This is a genomic window from Streptomyces sp. NPDC048349, assembly GCF_040651925.1.
Classification (GTDB): domain Bacteria; phylum Actinomycetota; class Actinomycetes; order Streptomycetales; family Streptomycetaceae; genus Streptomyces.
The window spans coordinates 72,716-89,520 of the sequence record NZ_JBEZLA010000028.1; the positions used below are offsets into that span (position 1 = coordinate 72,716).

Below are 16,805 nucleotides of genomic sequence, written 5' to 3' on the forward strand. Positions count from 1 at the left end.
CCGTCAACGCGGCGTGTCCCGGCCGTCCTGATGATCGTAGGCGGAGGTGCCCGCGTCGAGCAGGGGCTCCTGCTGCTTGAGGTACGCGGGGGCGAAGTACCGCAGCGCGTGGTAGCCCGTGATCACCACGATCGTGCCCAGGGCGATGCCGCCGAGCTCGAAGCTGTCGGTGATCCGGAGCGTGACCCCGCCGACGCCGATGATGATGCCCGCCGCGGCCGGCACCAGGTTCAGCGGATTGCGCAGGTCCACCCGGCCGTTCAGCCAGATCTGGGCGCCGAGCAGGCCGATCATGCCGTACAGGATGACGGTGATGCCGCCCAGCACCCCGCCCGGGATCGCGGCGACGACCGCCCCGAACTTCGGGCACAGGCCGAAGAGCAGCGCGAAACCCGCCGCGGCCCAGTAGGCCGCCGTGGAGTAGACCCGGGTGGCCGCCATGACCCCGATGTTCTCGGAGTAGGTGGTGTTCGGCGGGCCGCCGACCGCCGTGGACAGCATGGAGGCGGCGCCGTCGGCCGCGATGGCGGTGCCGAGCCGGTCGTCCAGCGGGTCGCCGGTCATCTCGCCGACGGCCTTGATGTGCCCGGCGTTCTCGGCGATCAGCGCGATCACCACGGGCAGGGCGATCAGGATGGCCGACCATTCGAAGGCCGGCGCGTGGAAGGCCGGCAGTCCGATCCAGTCGGCCTTGGCCACCCCCGAGAGGTCCAGGCGCCAGTGGTCCACGGCCTCCGCCCCGCCCACCGTGGAGTGGATCTTGCCGAAGATCCGGTCGAGGACCCAGGAGAGCCCGTACCCGAAGACCAGCCCGAGGAAGATCGCGATCCGCGACCAGAAACCGCGCAGGCAGACCACGGCCAGCCCGGTGAACAGCATGACCAGCAGGGCCGTCCACTGGTCCTGTGGCCAGTACGTCGAGGCCGTCACCGGCGCCAGGTTGAAGCCGATCAGCATCACGACCGCACCCGTGACCACGGGCGGCATCGCCGCGTGGATGATCCTCGCCCCGAAGCGCTGCACGGCGAGGCCGGACAGGAAGAGCGCCACGCCGACGACGAAGACGGCGCCGGTCACCACCGCGCTGTCGCCGCCCGAGGCCCGGATCGCCGCCGCGACACCGACGAACGAGAGCGAGCAGCCCAGGTAGGAGGGGACCCGGCCGCGCGTCGCGAGCAGGAAGACCACCGTCGCGACGCCGGACATCATGATGGCCAGGTTCGGGTCCAGGCCCATCAGCACCGGCGCGACGAAACTCGCGCCGAACATCGCGACGACGTGCTGGGCGCCGAGCCCCGCGGTCCGCGGCCACGACAGCCGCTCGTCCGGCCGCACCACCGCGCCGGGTGCGGGGGTCCGCCCGTCACCGTGCACGGTCCAGCGCACGCCGAGGCCCATGTTCCACCACTTCCGTTCCGCCGCTGATCACGCATCGAGACCGACCGGGCAGGGCCCCGGAGCCCCCGACATGTTACGGGCGGATACCGGCGCGTTCGTCCCGATCGGGTGCGCAGGCCCCGGGGGCAGCCGGCTTCTGCCGCAGTACGGCGGCCCCCACCACCAGCGCGAAGGCGAGCAGGGTGACCAGCCCGAAGGAGACCACGAGCGAGGTCGCGTCCGCCACCGCGCCGATCGCCGACGGGGCGATCAGTCCCGATGTGTACGTGATCGTCGCGACGCCCGCGATGGCCTGCGCCGGAGCCGGCCCGCTGCGCGCCGCGGCCGCGAAGGCCAGCGGGACCACCACGGCGATGCCCAGCCCGATCATCCCGAAGCCCGCCATGGCTGCGGCGGGCTCGCGGACCGAGACCACGACCAGCCCGCCCGCGGTCGCCACGGCGCCCCCCGCCCGGACGGTGCGCACCGCCCCGAACCGGTCCACGACCCGGTCCCCGGCCAGCCGGGCGACGGCCATCGTGAGCGCGAAGGCGGTGGTCGACGCCGCCGCCGGACCGGCGGCCGTGTCCAGGACGTCCCGCAGGTACACCGCGGACCAGTCCAGGCTCGCGCCCTCGGCGAAGACCGCGCAGAAACCGATGGCGCCGATGAGCAGCGCCGATTTCGGAGGCAGCGCGAAGTGCGGCGGAGCCGGCGCCTCCTGGTCGCTCCTGAGGTCCAGCACCCCCTGTACGGCGACCAGCCCGGCCGCGGTGAGGGCCAGCGCGGCGACCAGGTGGTGCAACCGGGCGTCGGCCCCGGCGTGCGCGGCGACCGTGCCGGCGGCCGAGCCGAGCAGGGCGCCCACGCTCCACATGCCGTGCAGCGATGACATGACCGAGCGCCCCAGTCGGTTCTCCGTCTCCACGCCGAGCGCGTTCATCGCCACGTCCGACATGCCGGAGGTGGCCCCGTAGACGAAGAGCGCGCCACAGAGCGCCGGCAGGTTCGGGGCGAGGCTCGGCAGGACGAGCGAGAGGGTCCACAGCGCCAGGAGCGCCCGCAGTGCGGCGCGGGCGCCGAATCGGTGGTTGATCCGGCCCGCCAGCGGCATCGCGAGCGCCGCGCCCAGGGCGGGGAAGGCGAGGGCCAGGCCCAGGGTGCCCGCGCTGAGCTGGGCGTGGTCCTGGATCCAGGGGATGCGGGTGGCGAAGGAGCCGGTCACCGCGCCGTGGGCGCAGAAGACGGCGGCGATCGCGAAACGGGCATGGCGCAGCCGCGCCGGGCTGAGGTCGGTTTCCCCGGTCATGGGCATTAAACTATCAGGGACCCTGCCTGATAGTTAGTGGCCGTGACTGCCTAGGATGGGCGCCGTGACTGCTGCCCGCACCTCGACCCCGGTGCCGTCCCCCGCCTCACCGAGCACGGCGCGCGCGATCAACGACCGCCTCGCCCTGCAACTCCTTCAGGAGGCGGGGCCGCTGACGGCCACCCAGCTCAAGGCCAGGACCGGTCTCTCCCGCCCGTCGGTGGCCGACCTCGTCGAGCGGCTCACCGGGGCCGGGCTGATCGAGGTCGTCGGGGAGTCCGGCGAACAGCGGCGCGGCCCCAACGCCAAGCTCTACGGGATCGTCGCCCGCCGCGCGCACCTGGCCGCCCTGGACGTCCGTACCGACAGCGTGACCGCCGTGGTCACCGACCTCCTCGGCCATCCGCTCGCCGAGGCCGCCCTGCCCGTCGGCGCGCCGGACGACGCGGTCGCGGCGCTGCTGCACACCGCGCGCGGGGCCGGGGCCGGCGAGCTGCACACCGTCGTCGTCGGAGCCCCCGGCCTGGTCGGCCCGGCCACCGGTGAACTGCGCGACACGCAGGGCCTGCCGGCCTGGCACCGGGACCTGGTGGCGGCCCTGCAGCGGAGCCTGTCCGCCGTCGTGGCGGTGGAGAACGAGACCAACCTGGCGGCCCTCGCCGAACAGCGCCTGGGTGCGGCCCGCGACGTGGACTCCTTCGTCCTGCTGTGGCTGGGCGCGGGCGTGGGCGCGGCCGTGGTCCTGGACGGGCGGCTGCGCCGGGGCGCCTCCGGCGGGGCCGGCGAGATCGGCTTCCTCCCCGTCCCCGGCACCGGCGGCCTGCCCTCGGCCACCGACTGCGGGGGCGGCTTCCACGCCCTGGCGGGCCGGGAGGCGGTGACGGCGCTCGCCCGCGCCCACGGCTTCGAGGGCCCGGCGGAGGAGGCCGTGGCGGGGGCCGCGGGGGAGGTCTTCCTCGAAGCCCTGGCCGAGCGCCTCGCCCTGGGCGCGGCGGCGGTCACCGCGGTCCTGGACCCGGGCTGCGTGGTCCTGGCGGGCGAACTCGGCCGCGCGGGCGGCCCCGCGCTGGCCGCCCGGGTGGCCCGTCGCCTGGCGGCGCTGACCCCCGTGCCCACCGAGGTCCGCGCCACCACCCTGGGCGGCCCGGCGGTCCTCGCGGGGGCGAGGCTGGCGGCGCGGGAGGCGGCCCAGGAGGTGCTGTTCGGCGGATAGGGGCGGATCCGCCTGGCGGCAGCGGTGTGGGCCGTAGTCGCTCCGGCGGCAGCGGCCTCCGGGGCAGCCGTTCCGGCAGCCGCCACTGCGGCAGCCGCCCCCGCCGCAGCCGCTGCGGCGGTAGCCGCGCGCCGGGCCGCCCCCGGCACAGCCGTTCCGGCGGCAGCCGCCCCCGCCGCAGCCGTTCCGGCGGCAGCCGCCCCCGCCACAGCCGTTCCGGCGGTAGCCGCCCCCGCCGCAGCGCCGCGGCGGTAGCCGCGCGGGCCGGGGCCGCCCCCGCCGCGCCGTCGAGGCGCTACCGCCGTGCGGCTGCGGCGGCCCGCCCCGCCGCGTACTCCTCGAACGTGTCCCGGCCGGCCGCGTGCGACGGCGCGAGGTGGCCGCCCCGCCTGAAACCCGCGTACGCCCTGCCCCACAGCGGCACCGGGACCACCCGGCGCCGGCGACCCGTCGCCGCGAGGTAGGCGCGGCCCAGGTCCGCAAGGGTGCGGATCTCCGGGCCGCCCATGTCCGGGACGCGGCCCGAGGGCGTCGGGACGGCCAGTTCCGCCATGCGGTCGGCGACCTCCTCGACCGCGATCGGCTGCACCCGCACCCCGTACGGCAGCGGCACGACCGGCAGCTTCGCCGCCGCGTCGACCACCTGTGCCACCAGGTCGTGGAACTGGGTCGTGCGCAGGACCGTCACGCCCAGCCCGGACTGCTCCAGCAGCCGCTCCACCCGCAGCTTCGCCTTGTAGTAGCCAAGGGGGACCGCGTCCACCCCGACGATCGAGATGTAGACGAGGTTGCGGACGGTCCCCGCCCGCCGGGCCGCCCCGATCAGGTGCCGCGCGGCGTCCTCGTCGCCGCCGCGCGGGGAGCTCGCGCAGTGCACGACCACCTCCACGCCGGCCATCGCCGCGTCCAGGCCGCGGCCGTCCCGCAGGTCCACCGGGTGGTCCGCCGCGTGCCGGCTCAGGACACGGACCGCGTGGCCCGCGGCCCGGAGCCGCTCCGTGACGAGCGAGCCGAGGTTTCCGGTGCCTCCCGTGACGAGGATGGTGCTCATGGTGGGTCCGTCCTTCCGGATTCGAGGTGCTGCCACCAGGACGACAGGACAGGGCCGGAAAATGTGACCGCCGACGTGCGAGGACCCGGTGGCCGCCGGGCCACCGGGTCCTCACCTCTTCACTTCACTCCGCGGGTGCCGGCAGGAGCCGGCACGCGTCGAGGATCAGCAGGAGCCCTGGTCCTTCCAGACGCCCCATTCGCCCGTGGTTCCGGGCTCCTCGTTCTGCGTCCACCACTGGGCCTTCCAGGTGCGGCCCTTGTGGGAGACGACGCTGCCGCCGGGGTAGACCTGGCCCGCCACGTACGCGGGGCTGGTGCACGCACCGCCCGTCGGCGGGGTCGTGGTGGGCGGGGGAGAGGTCGGCGGGGTCGTGGTCGGCGGGGGAGAGGTGGGCGGCGTCGTGGGCGGCGTCGTGGATCCGGGCTGGACCACCTTGACGCCGCGCGCCAGGTCACCGGCGAGCGCGTACGTCGTACCGGAGATGTTCACCGTCCAGTTGGAGGGGGTGGACACCGGCAGGTAGTAGTTGAACGCCAGGTCGACCGAGGCACCGGGGGCCAGCGTCTGCCAGGCCGGGAGCTTCAGGGAGACCCGGTGGAAGTCGCCCTTCAGTCCGCCGGCGTTGCCGCCCGTGTGGTCGCTGCGGATCACCTTCGTGCCGAAGCCGGACTGGTCGGAGGCGTTGTTCGGAGCCGCGGTCGCGTAGTCGAACTGGAACTCGGTGCCGCCCGGCAGCGTGGCCGCGGTGTTGTTGGTGATCTTGAGCTTCGGGGTGATCGGGTAGTTGGAGTCGCCCAGCTTGAACTCGGTGAACTCCGTCTTGATGTCCACGGCCTGCGCCGGCAGCGCCGCGTTCGACTTCTTCGCGCCGTACGGGGCGGCGGTCTTGAACTTGTCGTACATCAGCGAGGTGAGCGTGTCGCCCATCTCGTACTGGCCCTTGGCGGCGTTCCAGGAGTAGTCGCCGGCCATCTCCCAGACCATGGTGCCGCCGATGCCGCGGTCGACCACGTAGTCGGCCTTGGCGGCCACCGACTGTTCGTCCTCGGTGGACAGGAAGACCTTCTTCTGCGCGTTCCACAGCCACGGCGCGACCAGCGTCGCGTCGTACTTGCGGGCGTAGGTGCCGGTCAGCGTGGTGTTCGCCGGGAAGCCGTACTTCGTGACGTAGTCGCCGACGATCCCCTTCTCCAGGTTCTTCGCGTGCCACATCGGGTTGGAACCGGCGGGCGACTCGGCGCCGTTGGTGTCCTTGTCGTGCCACAGGTTGTCGATGCCGACGGCGCCGTCACCGCACTTGGTCAGGCCCGCGCCCGCCGGACAGGTGGTCGCCGGGGCCTTGCCCCACAGGCCGTCCGTGCCGCCCTGCACGTTCTTGTGGCCGCGCGTGTAGTACGGCAGGCCGATGTTGATGCGGCCGGCCGGCATGGACCCGCGGAAGTAGTGGTACGCCCAGTCGGTGTTGAGGTAGCCGATGTTCCCGTACTGGGAGCTGCCGTAGACGTTCGCGGCGGCCAGTTCGGCGTCCTTGCCGTCGTCGAAGAGCGAGGCGTTCGGCCCGACGAACTCGTTCCAGGCGCCGTGCAGGTCGTAGGACATGATGTTGACGTAGTCCAGGTACTTCTGCATCTGGAAGGTCTCCATGCCGCGCAGCAGGTAGCCCGAGGAGGGTGCGGCGACGGTGAGCAGGTAGTGCTTGCCGTCGGCGGCGCCGGCCCGGTCGAGCTTCTCGCGCAGGCTCTTCATCAGGGCGTCGTACCCCTGGACGAGCCCGGCGCGGCGGGCGTTGGACAGCTGCCAGTCCAGCGGGTTGCCCGCGTCCTTCATGGTGGTCGGGTACTCGTAGTCGATGTCGACGCCGTTGAACCCGTATCTGCGGATGAACTCGACCGAGGAGTCGGCGAAGGTGTCGATGCCCGCCCGGTTGACCGACCCGTCGGCGTTGGTCGCCATCGAGTAGAAGCCGCCGGAGGCGACCCGGTTGCCGTCGTCCCCGAAGTAGCCGCCGGTCTCGGCCCAGCCGCCGACCGAGATCAGGGTCTTGACGTTCGGGTACTGCTTCTTGAACTTGGTCAGCTGGTTGAAGTGGCCCTTGTAGGGGAGGGCCGGGTCCATCTCGGCGCCCGCGACGCCCGGCCAGGTCATCCCGGTGGCGGCGTTGTTCGCGCCGTCCGCGCCGACGGAGATCTTGTTGTCGGCGCCCACGTGGGCGAAGGCGTAGTTCAGGTGGGTGACCTTGGACCACGGGACGTTGTGGGCGAGGTAGGCGGGGGCACCGTCCTTGCCGGTGCGCCAGCCGGTGAAGTATCCGATGACCCGGCGCTGGTGGTCGGCGCCCATCTTCTCGCGGCCTTCGGTGTCGTACACCGAGCAGTACGGGACGTCCGCGCCGGCCGTCTTGTAGAGGCCGTCGGGGCGACAGCTCTCCTGGTCGGCGGCGTGCGAGACGCCCGTCGAGAGCCCGGCCACCAGCAGTCCGGCGATTGCGGCGCCGGATGCCAGGAGCATCGCTCTGGTACGGGTGGGGGACAGCATCGTGCCTCCTGGGGAGGGGAGGATGGCGGGACTGGGCAGGGCACAACATGCGGACATGTGAAGCGTGTTGGCCCGTGACGTGCGCACATCGGACGGGCTGCTCCCGGGGAAGGTGAAGGGAACGTTAAAAGGACTAGACCACCCCGTCAATAGGTCTGGACCAACCGCGCGTTCACGTGGTCCGTGCCGACCCTGTGCCCCCGTATCCCGCATCCCGCCCCGCCCTGCGGCCCGCCCTCACCCCTGCCCCTGTGAGCCAGGCCACACCCCCTCACCCGCATGGGCGCCGATCACCCGTGGCAAACTGGCTGGAGTACCAGTAGCAGCGCACTCCGGGGTCGGTGTAATTCCGAACCGGCGGTTATAGTCCGCGACCCGTCCGCAGCCAGCGGCCGGTTGACCAGGTGGGATTCCTGGACCGACGGTTAAAGTCCGGATGGGAGGCAGTGCGCGGCGGGCCAGTGACCGGTACGCCGCCGTCGGCGGTTCCTCGGCGCATCCCTGCGGATGCGGCCGCAGCGGACCGTTTTTCCGGCCTCGGCGTCCCCGTGCAGCTGTACCGCTTCATCTGTCGTATCCCGACAGGCCCCGGAGTCCGTGCCCGATGAGGCAGGAGGACCCGGTGGCGACACACGCCGCGCACGCAGCACCCGACGCGGACACCCGCGCCATGCGCCGAGCCGTCGAGCTCGCCGCCCGCGGCCTCGGCTCCACCAGCCCCAACCCCGTCGTCGGCTGCGTCATCACCGACGCCTCGGGCACCGTCGTCGGCGAGGGCTGGCACGAGCGGGCCGGCGGCCCGCACGCCGAGGTCCACGCCCTGCGCGCGGCGGGCGGGGCAGCCCGCGGCGGCACCGCCTACGTCACCCTCGAGCCCTGCAACCACACCGGACGCACCGGGCCCTGCGCCCTCGCCCTCATCGAGGCCGGGATCGCCCGCGTGGTCTACGCCGTCCCCGACCCGAACCCGCAGGCCCGCGGCGGCGCCGACACCCTGCGCGACGCCGGGATCACCGTGCGGGCCGGGCTGCTCGCGCAGGAGGCCGAGGAGGGCAACGCCGCATGGCTGACCTCCGTACGGCTGGGACGCCCGTACGTCCTGTGGAAGTACGCGGCCACCCTCGACGGCCGGGTCGCCGCCGCCGACGGAACCAGCCGCTGGATCAGCTCCCCCGAGGCCCGCGCCGACGTCCACCGGCTGCGCGCCGAGGCCGACGCCGTCGTCGTCGGCTCCGGAACCCTGCGCGCCGACGACCCGCACCTCGCCGTCCGCGGCATCGAGGGGGCCGTCCAGCCCCTGCGCGTCGTCCTCGACACCCACGCCACCGTCAAGCCCACCGCCCGCGTCCTGGACGGGGCCGCCCCCACCCTGATCGCCGTCGCCGAGGGGACCGACACCCGCCACCTCGCGGGCGTGGAGCTGACCCGGCTGCCGGCCGACGAGCACGGCATCTGCGTGGCCGCGCTCCTCGGCGAGCTGCACCGGCGCGGGGTCCGCTCCGTCCTCCTGGAGGGCGGCCCGACCCTGGCCGGCGCCTTCGTCGCCGCGGGCGCCGTCGACAAGGTCGTCGGCTACCTCGCCCCGGTCCTCCTCGGCGCGGGTCCCGCCGCCCTCGCCGACGCCGGCATCGGCACCCTCACCGAGGCGCTGCGGCTCCGGATCACCGAGACCGTCCGCATCGGCACGGACCTGCGCATCACCGCCGTCCCCACGGCTTCCTCCGTCCCCACAGCCCTCAAGGAGCGCTGAAGTGTTCACCGGAATCGTCGAAGAACTGGGCGAGGTCGCCGCGGTCGAGCAGCTCGAGGAAGCCTCCCGCTTCCGCCTGCGCGGCCCCCTCGTCACCGAGGGCGCCAAGCACGGCGACTCCATCGCCGTCAACGGCGTCTGCCTGACCGTCGTGGACACTGCCGACGGCGAGTTCACCGCCGACGTCATGCAGGAGACCCTCAACCGCTCCAGCCTCGGCGCCCTCACCGAAGGCTCCCGGGTCAATCTGGAGCGCCCGATGGCCCTCGGCGGACGGCTCGGCGGCCACCTGGTCCAGGGCCACGTGGACGGCACCGGCGAGATCCTCTCCCGGACCCCCTCGGAGCACTGGGAGATCGTCAAGGTCGCCCTTCCTGAGAACCTCTCCCGCTACGTCGTCGAGAAGGGCTCCATCACGGTCGACGGCGTCAGCCTCACCGTGGTCGAGGCCGCCGCCGACTGGTTCACCATCAGCCTCATCCCCACCACCCTCGCGCTGACCACCCTGGGCCTCAAGCAGCCCGGCGACCCGGTCAACCTCGAGGTCGACGTCCTGGCCAAGTACGTCGAGCGGCTGCTCGGCGCGGACCGGAAGGCAGCCCGGTGAGCGCCCTGACCTGGCTCAACGCCGAAGCCTTCACCGTCTTCGGCCAGAAGGTCATCTGGTCCGACATGATCGGCAACCTGATGGGCCTCGCCGCCCTCGCCCTCGGCTGGCGCCGCTCCCTGTGGACCTGGCCCGCCCAGCTCCTCTCCGGCCTCATCCTCATCGCCGCCTATGCCTCCGCCCACCTCACCGGCGGCGTCGGCAAGCAGCTGCTGGTCATCGGCGTGGCCGTATGGGGCTGGCGTGCCTGGCAACGCGGCCGGCAGCAGGCGCAGGACGGCTCCATAGCCGTACGCACCGCCGGCTGGAAGGAGCGCGGACTGCTCCTCGCCGGCGCGGCGCTGGGCACCCTCGCCGTCGGCGGCCTGTTCACGGCGTTCCCGCACCTGTCCTGGAGCCCCTGGGCGGACGCCTACATCTTCGTCGGCACCGTCGTCGCGATGGTCGCCCAGGCCCGCGGCCTCGTCGAGTTCTGGTTCGCCTGGCTCCTCGTCGACCTCGTCGGCGTCCCCCTCGCCTTCACCAACGGGCTGCCCTTCTCCGGCCTCGTCTACGTCGTGTACTTCGCCCTCGTGCTGTGGGGCGCCTACGACTGGTACCAGCGCTCGCGCACCGCCGCCCCCGCCCCGGCCCTGGAAGGAGCAACGGCATGACCAGCCTCAAGCCCGTGCCCGCCATCCCCGAAGAGAGCTTCGACGAGCGCTTCCGGCTCGACCCGGTCGAGCAGGCCATCCGCGACATCGCCGCGGGCCGCCCGATCGTCGTCGTCGACGACGAGGACCGCGAGAACGAGGGCGACCTCGTCATCGCCGCCGAAAAGGCCACCCCCGAGATCATCGCCTTCATGATGAGCGAGTGCCGCGGTCTGATCTGCGCCCCCATGGAGGGACCCGAGCTGGACCGGCTCGAGCTCCCCCAGATGGTCCAGAACAACACCGAGTCGATGAAGACCGCCTTCACCGTCTCCGTCGACGCGAGCGCCGCCCACGGCGTCAGCACCGGAATCTCCGCCGCCGACCGCGCCACCACCCTGCAGCTGCTGGCCAACGGCGCCTCCGAGCCCGGCGACTTCGTCCGCCCCGGCCACATCTTCCCGCTGCGCGCCAAGCCCGGTGGCGTCCTGGTCCGCAACGGCCACACCGAGGCCGCCGTCGACCTCGCCCGCCTCGCGGGCCTGCGCCCGGCCGGCGCCATCGTGGAGATCGCCGGCGAGGACGGCGTGATGCTGCGCCTGCCCGAGCTGATCCCCTTCGCCCGCAAGCACGGCCTGACGATCATCTCCATCGAGGACCTGATCGCCTACCGCCGCTCCGCCGAGCCGACCGTGCGCCGCGAGGCCGAGGTCAGCCTGCCGACCTCCTTCGGCGACTTCACCGCGTACGGCTTCCGCTCCATCGTCGACGGCGTCGAGCACGTGGCCCTCGTCCACGGCGAGATCGGCGACGGCACGGACGTCCTGGTCCGGATGCACTCCGAGTGCCTGACCGGCGACATCTTCGCCTCCCAGCGCTGCGACTGCGGCCCCCAGCTGCACGCCTCCATGCAGCGCATCCAGACCGAGGGCCGCGGGATCGTCGTCTACCTGCGCGGCCACGAGGGCCGCGGCATCGGACTGCTGTCCAAGCTGCGCGCGTACGAACTGCAGGAGCGCGGCCGCGACACCCTCGACGCCAACCTCGAACTGGGCCTGCCCGCCGACGCCCGCGACTACGGGGCCGGCGCCCAGATCCTCGCCGACCTCGGAGTGCGCAGCGTCCGGCTGCTGACCAACAACCCCGACAAGTCCGACGCCCTCGTACGGCACGGCATCGACGTCCGCGGCCGGGAGGCCATGCCGGTGGAGGCGGGCGAGCACAATCTGCGGTACCTGCGCACCAAGCGGGACCGGATGGGCCACGACCTGCCCTGGCTGGACGGGGCCGTGGCCGCGTCCTCCACCTGCGGCAACCAGTAACAGCAACACCCCCCCCCGCACCACCCCCCGCACCACCCGTCACCCCATACACGAAGACCCACCACCGAGGAGCAGAGCTGTGAGCGGCAAGGGCGCACCCGAACTGAGCGTGAAGAACTGCGGAGACCTGCGCGTCGCCGTGATCGCTGCCCAGTGGCACGAGAAGGTCATGGACGGACTGGTCGACGGAGCCCTGCGGGCCCTGCACGAACTGGGCATCGACGAGCCGACCCTGCTGCGCGTCCCCGGCAGCTTCGAGCTCCCGGTCGTGGCGAAGGTACTCGCCGGTCGCGGTTACGATGCCATCGTCGCCCTCGGAGTGGTCATCCGCGGCGGCACCCCGCACTTCGACTACGTCTGCCAGGGCGTCACCCAGGGCCTGGTACAGGTGTCGATCGACACCGGAGTCCCCGTCGGCTTCGGCGTACTGACCTGCGACAACGACGAGCAGGCGCTGGACCGCGCCGGGCTCGAGGGGTCGAACGAGGACAAGGGGCACGAAGCGGTCACCGCCGCCGTCTCCACCGCCATGACCCTGCGGACGGTCAGCGAACCCTGGCGCTGAGTGGCGTGGGGGAACCCCGTATTCTGAGGACCATCATGGCGAACACATCCTCCAAGACCTTCGAGGAGCTCTTCACCGAGCTCCAGGGCAAGGCCAACGGCGACCCCAGCACCTCCCGTACCGCCGAGCTCGTGGCCAAGGGCGTCCATGCCATCGGCAAGAAGGTCGTCGAAGAGGCCGCCGAGGTCTGGATGGCCGCCGAGTACGAGGGCAAGGAAGCCGCCGCCGAGGAGATCTCCCAGCTGCTCTACCACGTCCAGGTGATGATGGTGGCGCGCGGGATCTCCCTCGACGACGTCTACTCCCACCTCTGATCCCCGGCACGAACCCCGCAGAAATTCACTCATCCGCGTATTCGCGTACCCACGCACCGAAGGAAGCCCCATGCTGCGCATCGCCGTCCCCAACAAGGGTTCACTCTCCGGACCGGCGTCGGCGATGCTCCATGAGGCCGGCTACCGGATGCGCAAGGAGTCCAAGGAGCTCGTGGTCGTCGACCCCGAGAACGAGGTGGAGTTCTTCTACCTCCGCCCCAAGGACATCGCGATCTACGTCTCCTCGGGCCGCCTCGACATCGGCATCACCGGCCGCGACCTGCTCCTGGACTCCGGCGCGAGCGCCGAGGAGATCCTGGCGCTGAACTTCGGCCGTTCCACCTTCCGCTACGCCACCCTGCCCGGCACCGCGAAGGGTCCCGAGGACTTCCACGGGATGACGATCGCGACCTCGTACGAGGGAATCGTCGCCAAGCACCTCGCCGAGAAGGGCATCGACGCCTCCGTCGTCCACCTCGACGGCGCGGTCGAGACCGCCATCCAGCTCGGCGTCGCCCAGGTCATCGCGGACGTCGTCGAGACCGGCACCAGCCTGCGCAACGCCGGGCTCGAGGTCATCGGCGAGCCGATCCTCACCTCCGAGGCCGTCGTCATCCGTGGCAACGGGACCGACGCCGACGACCCGCGCGCCCAGCAGTTCCTGCGCCGCCTCCAGGGCGTACTGGTGGCCCGCAGCTACGTGATGATGGACTACGACTGCCGCGCCGAGCACCTGGAGCGCGCCGTCGCCCTCACCCCGGGCCTGGAGTCGCCGACCGTCTCCCCGCTGCACAACGAGGGCTGGGTCGCCGTCCGTGCCATGGTCCCGGCCAAGGAAGCCCAGCGGATCATGGACGACCTGTACGAGCTCGGCGCGCGCGCGATCCTCACCACCTCGATCCACGCCTGCCGTCTCTGACCCCCTCTCGCAGAACCGAGCGCACACCATGACCGAGCCCGCCGCCCAGCCCGCACCGCCCGCCCTGCCGGTCACCTTCCGGCCGACCCGCACCCGGGCCGTCCTGCTGGGCGTCGGGCTCGCCATGTTCGCCACCATCACGGCGATCGCCCTCCTGCTCGAGACCCTCAGCACGGGCGAGCGGATCAGCTTCGTCTTCACCGCGGTCCTGCTGACCTCCGTCCTCGTCCTGCTCAGCCGCCCCAAGGTGGTCGCGGACGAGGCCGGGGTCACCGTCGTCAACCTCACCACCACCCGCCGCCTGGAGTGGGCGCAGATCCTGCGCGTCAACCTCCGCCCCGGCGACCCGTGGGTGTTCCTGGACCTCAGCGACGGCACCAGCCTGCCCGCCCTCGGCATCCAGCCCGGCGTCGCCAGGGCCCGGGCGATCGGCGACGCCCGCGCCCTGCGCGCCCTCGCCGAAACCAGGGGAACCGGCGCCGCCGACCGCTGACCCCGCCGAACCTCGTGGCCGCCTACCGTTGCGGCCGCGATCTCAATGACTACCCTGGTGGCGGGGCGCAGCCGTGCGCCCTCCCACCTGTCCCGGGACCCCCGGGGCACACGGGCACCCTGCGACTCGAGGAGTGACTCCCTCCAGCAATGGACGGATCGTCCGGTAATACCCGCGCCGCCCTCCCCACGGAGGCGGCGGCATGACCACCCCGCTACTCCTGCTCGGCGCGGCTTTCGTCCTGATCCTCGCCAACGGCTTCTTCGTGGCAGCCGAATTCGGCCTCGTCACCGTGGAGAAGCCCGAGGCCGAGCGCGCCGCGGCCGACGGTGACCGCCGTGCCCGCACGGTCGTCACAGCCCTGAGGGAGCTGTCCTTCCAGCTCTCCGGCACCCAGCTCGGCATCACCATCACCTCCCTCGTGGTCGGCATGCTCGCCGAACCCGCCCTGGCCGCACTGCTGGCCGGGCCGCTCGCCGCAACCGGCCTCTCCGGGGGAGCCGCCTCCGGCGTCGCCGTGGCCATCGGCATGCTGCTCGCCTCCGCCGTCCAGATGGTCGTCGGCGAGCTCGTCCCGAAGAACTGGGCGGTCTCCCGGCCGCTCCAGGTCGCCCGCTTCGTCGCCGGCCCCCAGCACGCCTTCTCCCGCGCCTTCCGGCCGGTGATCGCCGGTCTCAACGCCGTCGCCAACCGGCTCGTACGGGCGCTCGGCGTGGAGCCGACCGAGGAGATGGCCACCGCCCGCACCCCCGGCGAACTGGTCTCCCTGGTCCGCCATTCGGCCCAGGCCGGCGCCCTCGAACAGGACACCGCCGACCTCTTCGTACGGACCCTCTCGCTGGGCGAGCTCACGGCCCAGCACGTCATGACCCCCCGGGTGAAGGTCAGCGCCCTGATGCACACGGCCACCGCGGCCGACGTGCTCAACCTCACCCGAGCCACCGGCCTGTCCCGCTTCCCGGTCTACCGCGACCGGATCGACGAGATCACCGGCGTGGTCCACCTCAAGGACGCCCTCGCCGTGCCCGAGCCGGAGCGGGCCCGCACCACCGTGGGCCGGATCAGCGTCGCCCCGCTGCTGGTGCCCGGCTCCCTGCCGGTGCAGCCGCTGCTCGAGCGGCTGCGCAGCGAACAGCCGATGGCCGTGGTCGTCGACGAGTACGGCGGCACCGCCGGCGTGGTGACGCTCGAGGACATCGTGGAGGAACTCGTCGGCGAGGTCCGCGACGAGCACGACCTCGCGGAGGACGACGGACCCGAGCTGGCCGCCGTACCCGCCGAGGACGGCCGCCCCTCCTGGGAGGCCGACGGCAGCTGCCGGGTGCAGACGCTGCGCCGGATAGGCCTGGAGGTGCCCGAGGGGCCGTACGAGACCGTCGCCGGCCTCGTCGCCGACCTCCTCGGCCGGATCCCCGCCCCCGGGGACCGCGCGGAGCTTCCCGGCTGGCGGCTGTCCGTCCGCCGGGTCGGCCGCAACCGCGCGGAGCGGGTGCGCCTGGTACGGCTCGCGACCGTCCCCGCGGCGAGCCCGTACGGCCGGCCCGCCGCGGCCGGCCGCACCGCACGGCCCGATGCCCGCGTCGGCGCCGCAGACCGTCGTACCGCCGGCCCGGCCCCGCAGCCGGCCGAGCTGGAGGGCGCTGCCCGATGAACGCGCTCCAGCTCCTCTTCGCCCTGCTGCTGGTCCTCGCCAACGGCTTCTTCGTCGGCGCCGAGTTCGCGCTCGTCTCCGTACGGCGCAGCCAGATCGAGCCGCTCGCGGCGAGCTCCAAGAGGGCCCGCCAGGTCCTGCACGGCCTGGAGAACCTGCCCCGCATGATGGCCGCCGCGCAGTTCGGCATCACCGTCTGCTCGCTCACCCTCGGCGCGGTCGCCGAACCCACCGTGGCCCGGCTGCTGGAGCCCGTCTTCCACGCCGTCCACGTGCCGCAGGGCCTGATCCACCCCCTCGGCTACGCCGTCGCGCTCGCCGCCGTGGTCTTCCTGCACCTGGTCATCGGCGAGATGGTCCCCAAGAACCTCGCCATGGCGGCCCCCGAGAAGACCGCCCTGTGGTTCAGCCCCGGCCTGGTCGCCTTCGCCCGCCTGTGCGGGCCGGTCACCACCGCGCTGGGCGCCTGCGCCACGCTGGTGCTGCGGCTCTTCAAGGTCGAGCCGAAGGACGAGGTCGAGGCCGTCTACACCAGCGCCCAACTGGGCCGTCTGGTCGAGGACTCCCGGCAGGCCGGGCTCCTGGAGCCCGGCGAGCAAGAACGCCTCGAGGACGCCTTGGAACTGGGCAGCCGCCCGGTCACCGACGTCCTGCTCTCGCCGGGCCGCCTGGTCTCGGTCGGCCCGTCCGCGACCCCGCGGCAGATCGAACAGCTGACGGTCCGCACCGGCTACTCCCGCTTCCCCGTCCGCTCCGAGAACGGTGCCTTCATGGGCTACCTGCACGTGAAGGACGTGCTGGACCTGGAAGAGCGCGAGCGGGCCGTACCGCAGCGGGTCTGGCGGCGGATGCCCACCCTGTCCGCGACCCTTCCGCTGGACGACGCGCTCAGCGTCATGCGCAGGGACGCCACCCATCTGGCCCAGGTCGCCGACCCGGCGGGCCGGGTCCTCGGCCTGGTCGCCCTGGAGGACGTCCTGGAAATGCTGGTGGGCGAGGTCCGCGACCCGGCCCACCGCGTCCGGGCGGGTCGTACCTGATCCGGCTGCGGCGCCGCTGCCGGG

Annotated in this window: 15 protein-coding genes and 1 riboswitch; of the genes, 11 read left to right on the forward strand and 4 right to left on the reverse strand. The window is 72.8% G+C overall.

All coding sequences use genetic code 11. The annotated features are described in order from the left end of the window. Positions 1-3 precede the first annotated feature (3 nt). Both AB0D44_RS17490 and AB0D44_RS17495 read right to left on the reverse strand, forming a co-directional pair. Positions 4-1,398, reverse strand: coding sequence for a solute carrier family 23 protein (locus AB0D44_RS17490; protein ID WP_362591181.1), 1,395 nt, complete (start codon positions 1,396-1,398; stop codon positions 4-6). A gap of 73 nt (positions 1,399-1,471) precedes the next feature. Next, on the reverse strand, positions 1,472-2,692 hold the full coding sequence (locus AB0D44_RS17495; RefSeq protein ID WP_362591184.1) for an MFS transporter: 1,221 nt from the start codon (positions 2,690-2,692) through the stop codon (positions 1,472-1,474). Between the two features lie 49 nt (positions 2,693-2,741). Between AB0D44_RS17495 and AB0D44_RS17500 the strand changes: the two genes are divergently transcribed. After that, positions 2,742-3,899: an ROK family transcriptional regulator gene (locus AB0D44_RS17500; protein ID WP_362591186.1), complete on the forward strand. Its 1,158-nt coding sequence runs from the start codon at positions 2,742-2,744 to the stop codon at positions 3,897-3,899. 295 nt (positions 3,900-4,194) lie between these two features. Here AB0D44_RS17500 and AB0D44_RS17505 read toward each other — a convergent pair whose 3' ends face one another. Beyond that, the gene (locus AB0D44_RS17505; RefSeq protein WP_362591189.1) at positions 4,195-4,950 is read right to left on the reverse strand and encodes an NAD(P)H-binding protein; all 756 of its coding nucleotides are present in this window, start codon (positions 4,948-4,950) and stop codon (positions 4,195-4,197) included. A gap of 165 nt (positions 4,951-5,115) precedes the next feature. Beyond that, positions 5,116-7,488: a chitinase C-terminal domain-containing protein gene (locus AB0D44_RS17510; RefSeq protein ID WP_362591192.1), complete on the reverse strand. Its 2,373-nt coding sequence runs from the start codon at positions 7,486-7,488 to the stop codon at positions 5,116-5,118. Between the two features lie 323 nt (positions 7,489-7,811). Then, positions 7,812-7,942: riboswitch (FMN riboswitch) on the forward strand. A 216-nt stretch (positions 7,943-8,158) separates the two neighbouring features. Between AB0D44_RS17510 and ribD the strand changes: the two genes are divergently transcribed. The 10 genes from ribD (at position 8,159) to AB0D44_RS17560 (ending at position 16,781) form a co-directional block, all read left to right on the forward strand. Next, on the forward strand, positions 8,159-9,238 hold the full coding sequence (gene ribD, locus AB0D44_RS17515; protein WP_362591218.1) for a bifunctional diaminohydroxyphosphoribosylaminopyrimidine deaminase/5-amino-6-(5-phosphoribosylamino)uracil reductase RibD: 1,080 nt from the start codon (positions 8,159-8,161) through the stop codon (positions 9,236-9,238). Between the two features lies 1 nt (position 9,239). After that, on the forward strand, positions 9,240-9,845 hold the full coding sequence (locus tag AB0D44_RS17520; protein WP_362591195.1) for a riboflavin synthase: 606 nt from the start codon (positions 9,240-9,242) through the stop codon (positions 9,843-9,845). After that, positions 9,842-10,498, forward strand: coding sequence for a nicotinamide mononucleotide transporter family protein (locus AB0D44_RS17525; RefSeq protein ID WP_362591198.1), 657 nt, complete (start codon positions 9,842-9,844; stop codon positions 10,496-10,498). Before AB0D44_RS17520 ends, AB0D44_RS17525 begins: the two co-directional genes overlap by 4 nt. After that, on the forward strand, positions 10,495-11,799 hold the full coding sequence (locus tag AB0D44_RS17530) for a bifunctional 3,4-dihydroxy-2-butanone-4-phosphate synthase/GTP cyclohydrolase II (protein WP_362591201.1): 1,305 nt from the start codon (positions 10,495-10,497) through the stop codon (positions 11,797-11,799). The genes AB0D44_RS17525 and AB0D44_RS17530 overlap by 4 nt, the downstream gene beginning before the upstream one ends. Before the next feature lie 79 nt (positions 11,800-11,878). Next, positions 11,879-12,364, forward strand: a complete 486-nt coding sequence (gene ribH / locus AB0D44_RS17535; RefSeq protein WP_007262951.1) for a 6,7-dimethyl-8-ribityllumazine synthase — start codon at positions 11,879-11,881, stop codon at positions 12,362-12,364. Between the two features lie 35 nt (positions 12,365-12,399). Next, entirely contained in the window at positions 12,400-12,678 is a 279-nt protein-coding gene (locus AB0D44_RS17540; RefSeq protein WP_362591204.1) for a phosphoribosyl-ATP diphosphatase, read from the forward strand. A 70-nt stretch (positions 12,679-12,748) separates the two neighbouring features. Continuing rightward, the gene (gene hisG, locus AB0D44_RS17545; RefSeq protein ID WP_362591207.1) at positions 12,749-13,597 is read left to right on the forward strand and encodes an ATP phosphoribosyltransferase; all 849 of its coding nucleotides are present in this window, start codon (positions 12,749-12,751) and stop codon (positions 13,595-13,597) included. A gap of 28 nt (positions 13,598-13,625) precedes the next feature. Beyond that, positions 13,626-14,090 carry a PH domain-containing protein gene (locus AB0D44_RS17550; protein ID WP_362591210.1) on the forward strand — a complete coding sequence of 155 codons (465 nt, stop codon included), beginning with the start codon at positions 13,626-13,628 and terminating at the stop codon, positions 14,088-14,090. Positions 14,091-14,292: 202 nt separating this feature from the next. Next, positions 14,293-15,741: a hemolysin family protein gene (locus tag AB0D44_RS17555; RefSeq protein WP_362591212.1), complete on the forward strand. Its 1,449-nt coding sequence runs from the start codon at positions 14,293-14,295 to the stop codon at positions 15,739-15,741. Further along, complete coding sequence (locus AB0D44_RS17560; RefSeq protein WP_362591215.1) at positions 15,738-16,781, forward strand: hemolysin family protein; 1,044 nt, start codon at positions 15,738-15,740, stop codon at positions 16,779-16,781. The genes AB0D44_RS17555 and AB0D44_RS17560 overlap by 4 nt, the downstream gene beginning before the upstream one ends. Positions 16,782-16,805: the final 24 nt, after the last annotated feature.

Coding starts and splice junctions, on each gene's coding strand:
- AB0D44_RS17490 (WP_362591181.1), bottom strand. CDS start 1,398: ATGGGCCTCGGCGTGCGCTGGACCGTGCACGGTGACGGGCGGACCCCC.
- AB0D44_RS17495 (WP_362591184.1), bottom strand. CDS start 2,692: ATGCCCATGACCGGGGAAACCGACCTCAGCCCGGCGCGGCTGCGCCAT.
- AB0D44_RS17500 (WP_362591186.1), top strand. CDS start 2,742: ATGGGCGCCGTGACTGCTGCCCGCACCTCGACCCCGGTGCCGTCCCCC.
- AB0D44_RS17505 (WP_362591189.1), bottom strand. CDS start 4,950: ATGAGCACCATCCTCGTCACGGGAGGCACCGGAAACCTCGGCTCGCTC.
- AB0D44_RS17510 (WP_362591192.1), bottom strand. CDS start 7,488: ATGCTGTCCCCCACCCGTACCAGAGCGATGCTCCTGGCATCCGGCGCC.
- ribD (WP_362591218.1), top strand. CDS start 8,159: ATGCGCCGAGCCGTCGAGCTCGCCGCCCGCGGCCTCGGCTCCACCAGC.
- AB0D44_RS17530 (WP_362591201.1), top strand. CDS start 10,495: ATGACCAGCCTCAAGCCCGTGCCCGCCATCCCCGAAGAGAGCTTCGAC.
- AB0D44_RS17540 (WP_362591204.1), top strand. CDS start 12,400: ATGGCGAACACATCCTCCAAGACCTTCGAGGAGCTCTTCACCGAGCTC.
- hisG (WP_362591207.1), top strand. CDS start 12,749: ATGCTGCGCATCGCCGTCCCCAACAAGGGTTCACTCTCCGGACCGGCG.
- AB0D44_RS17550 (WP_362591210.1), top strand. CDS start 13,626: ATGACCGAGCCCGCCGCCCAGCCCGCACCGCCCGCCCTGCCGGTCACC.
- AB0D44_RS17555 (WP_362591212.1), top strand. CDS start 14,293: ATGACCACCCCGCTACTCCTGCTCGGCGCGGCTTTCGTCCTGATCCTC.
- AB0D44_RS17560 (WP_362591215.1), top strand. CDS start 15,738: ATGAACGCGCTCCAGCTCCTCTTCGCCCTGCTGCTGGTCCTCGCCAAC.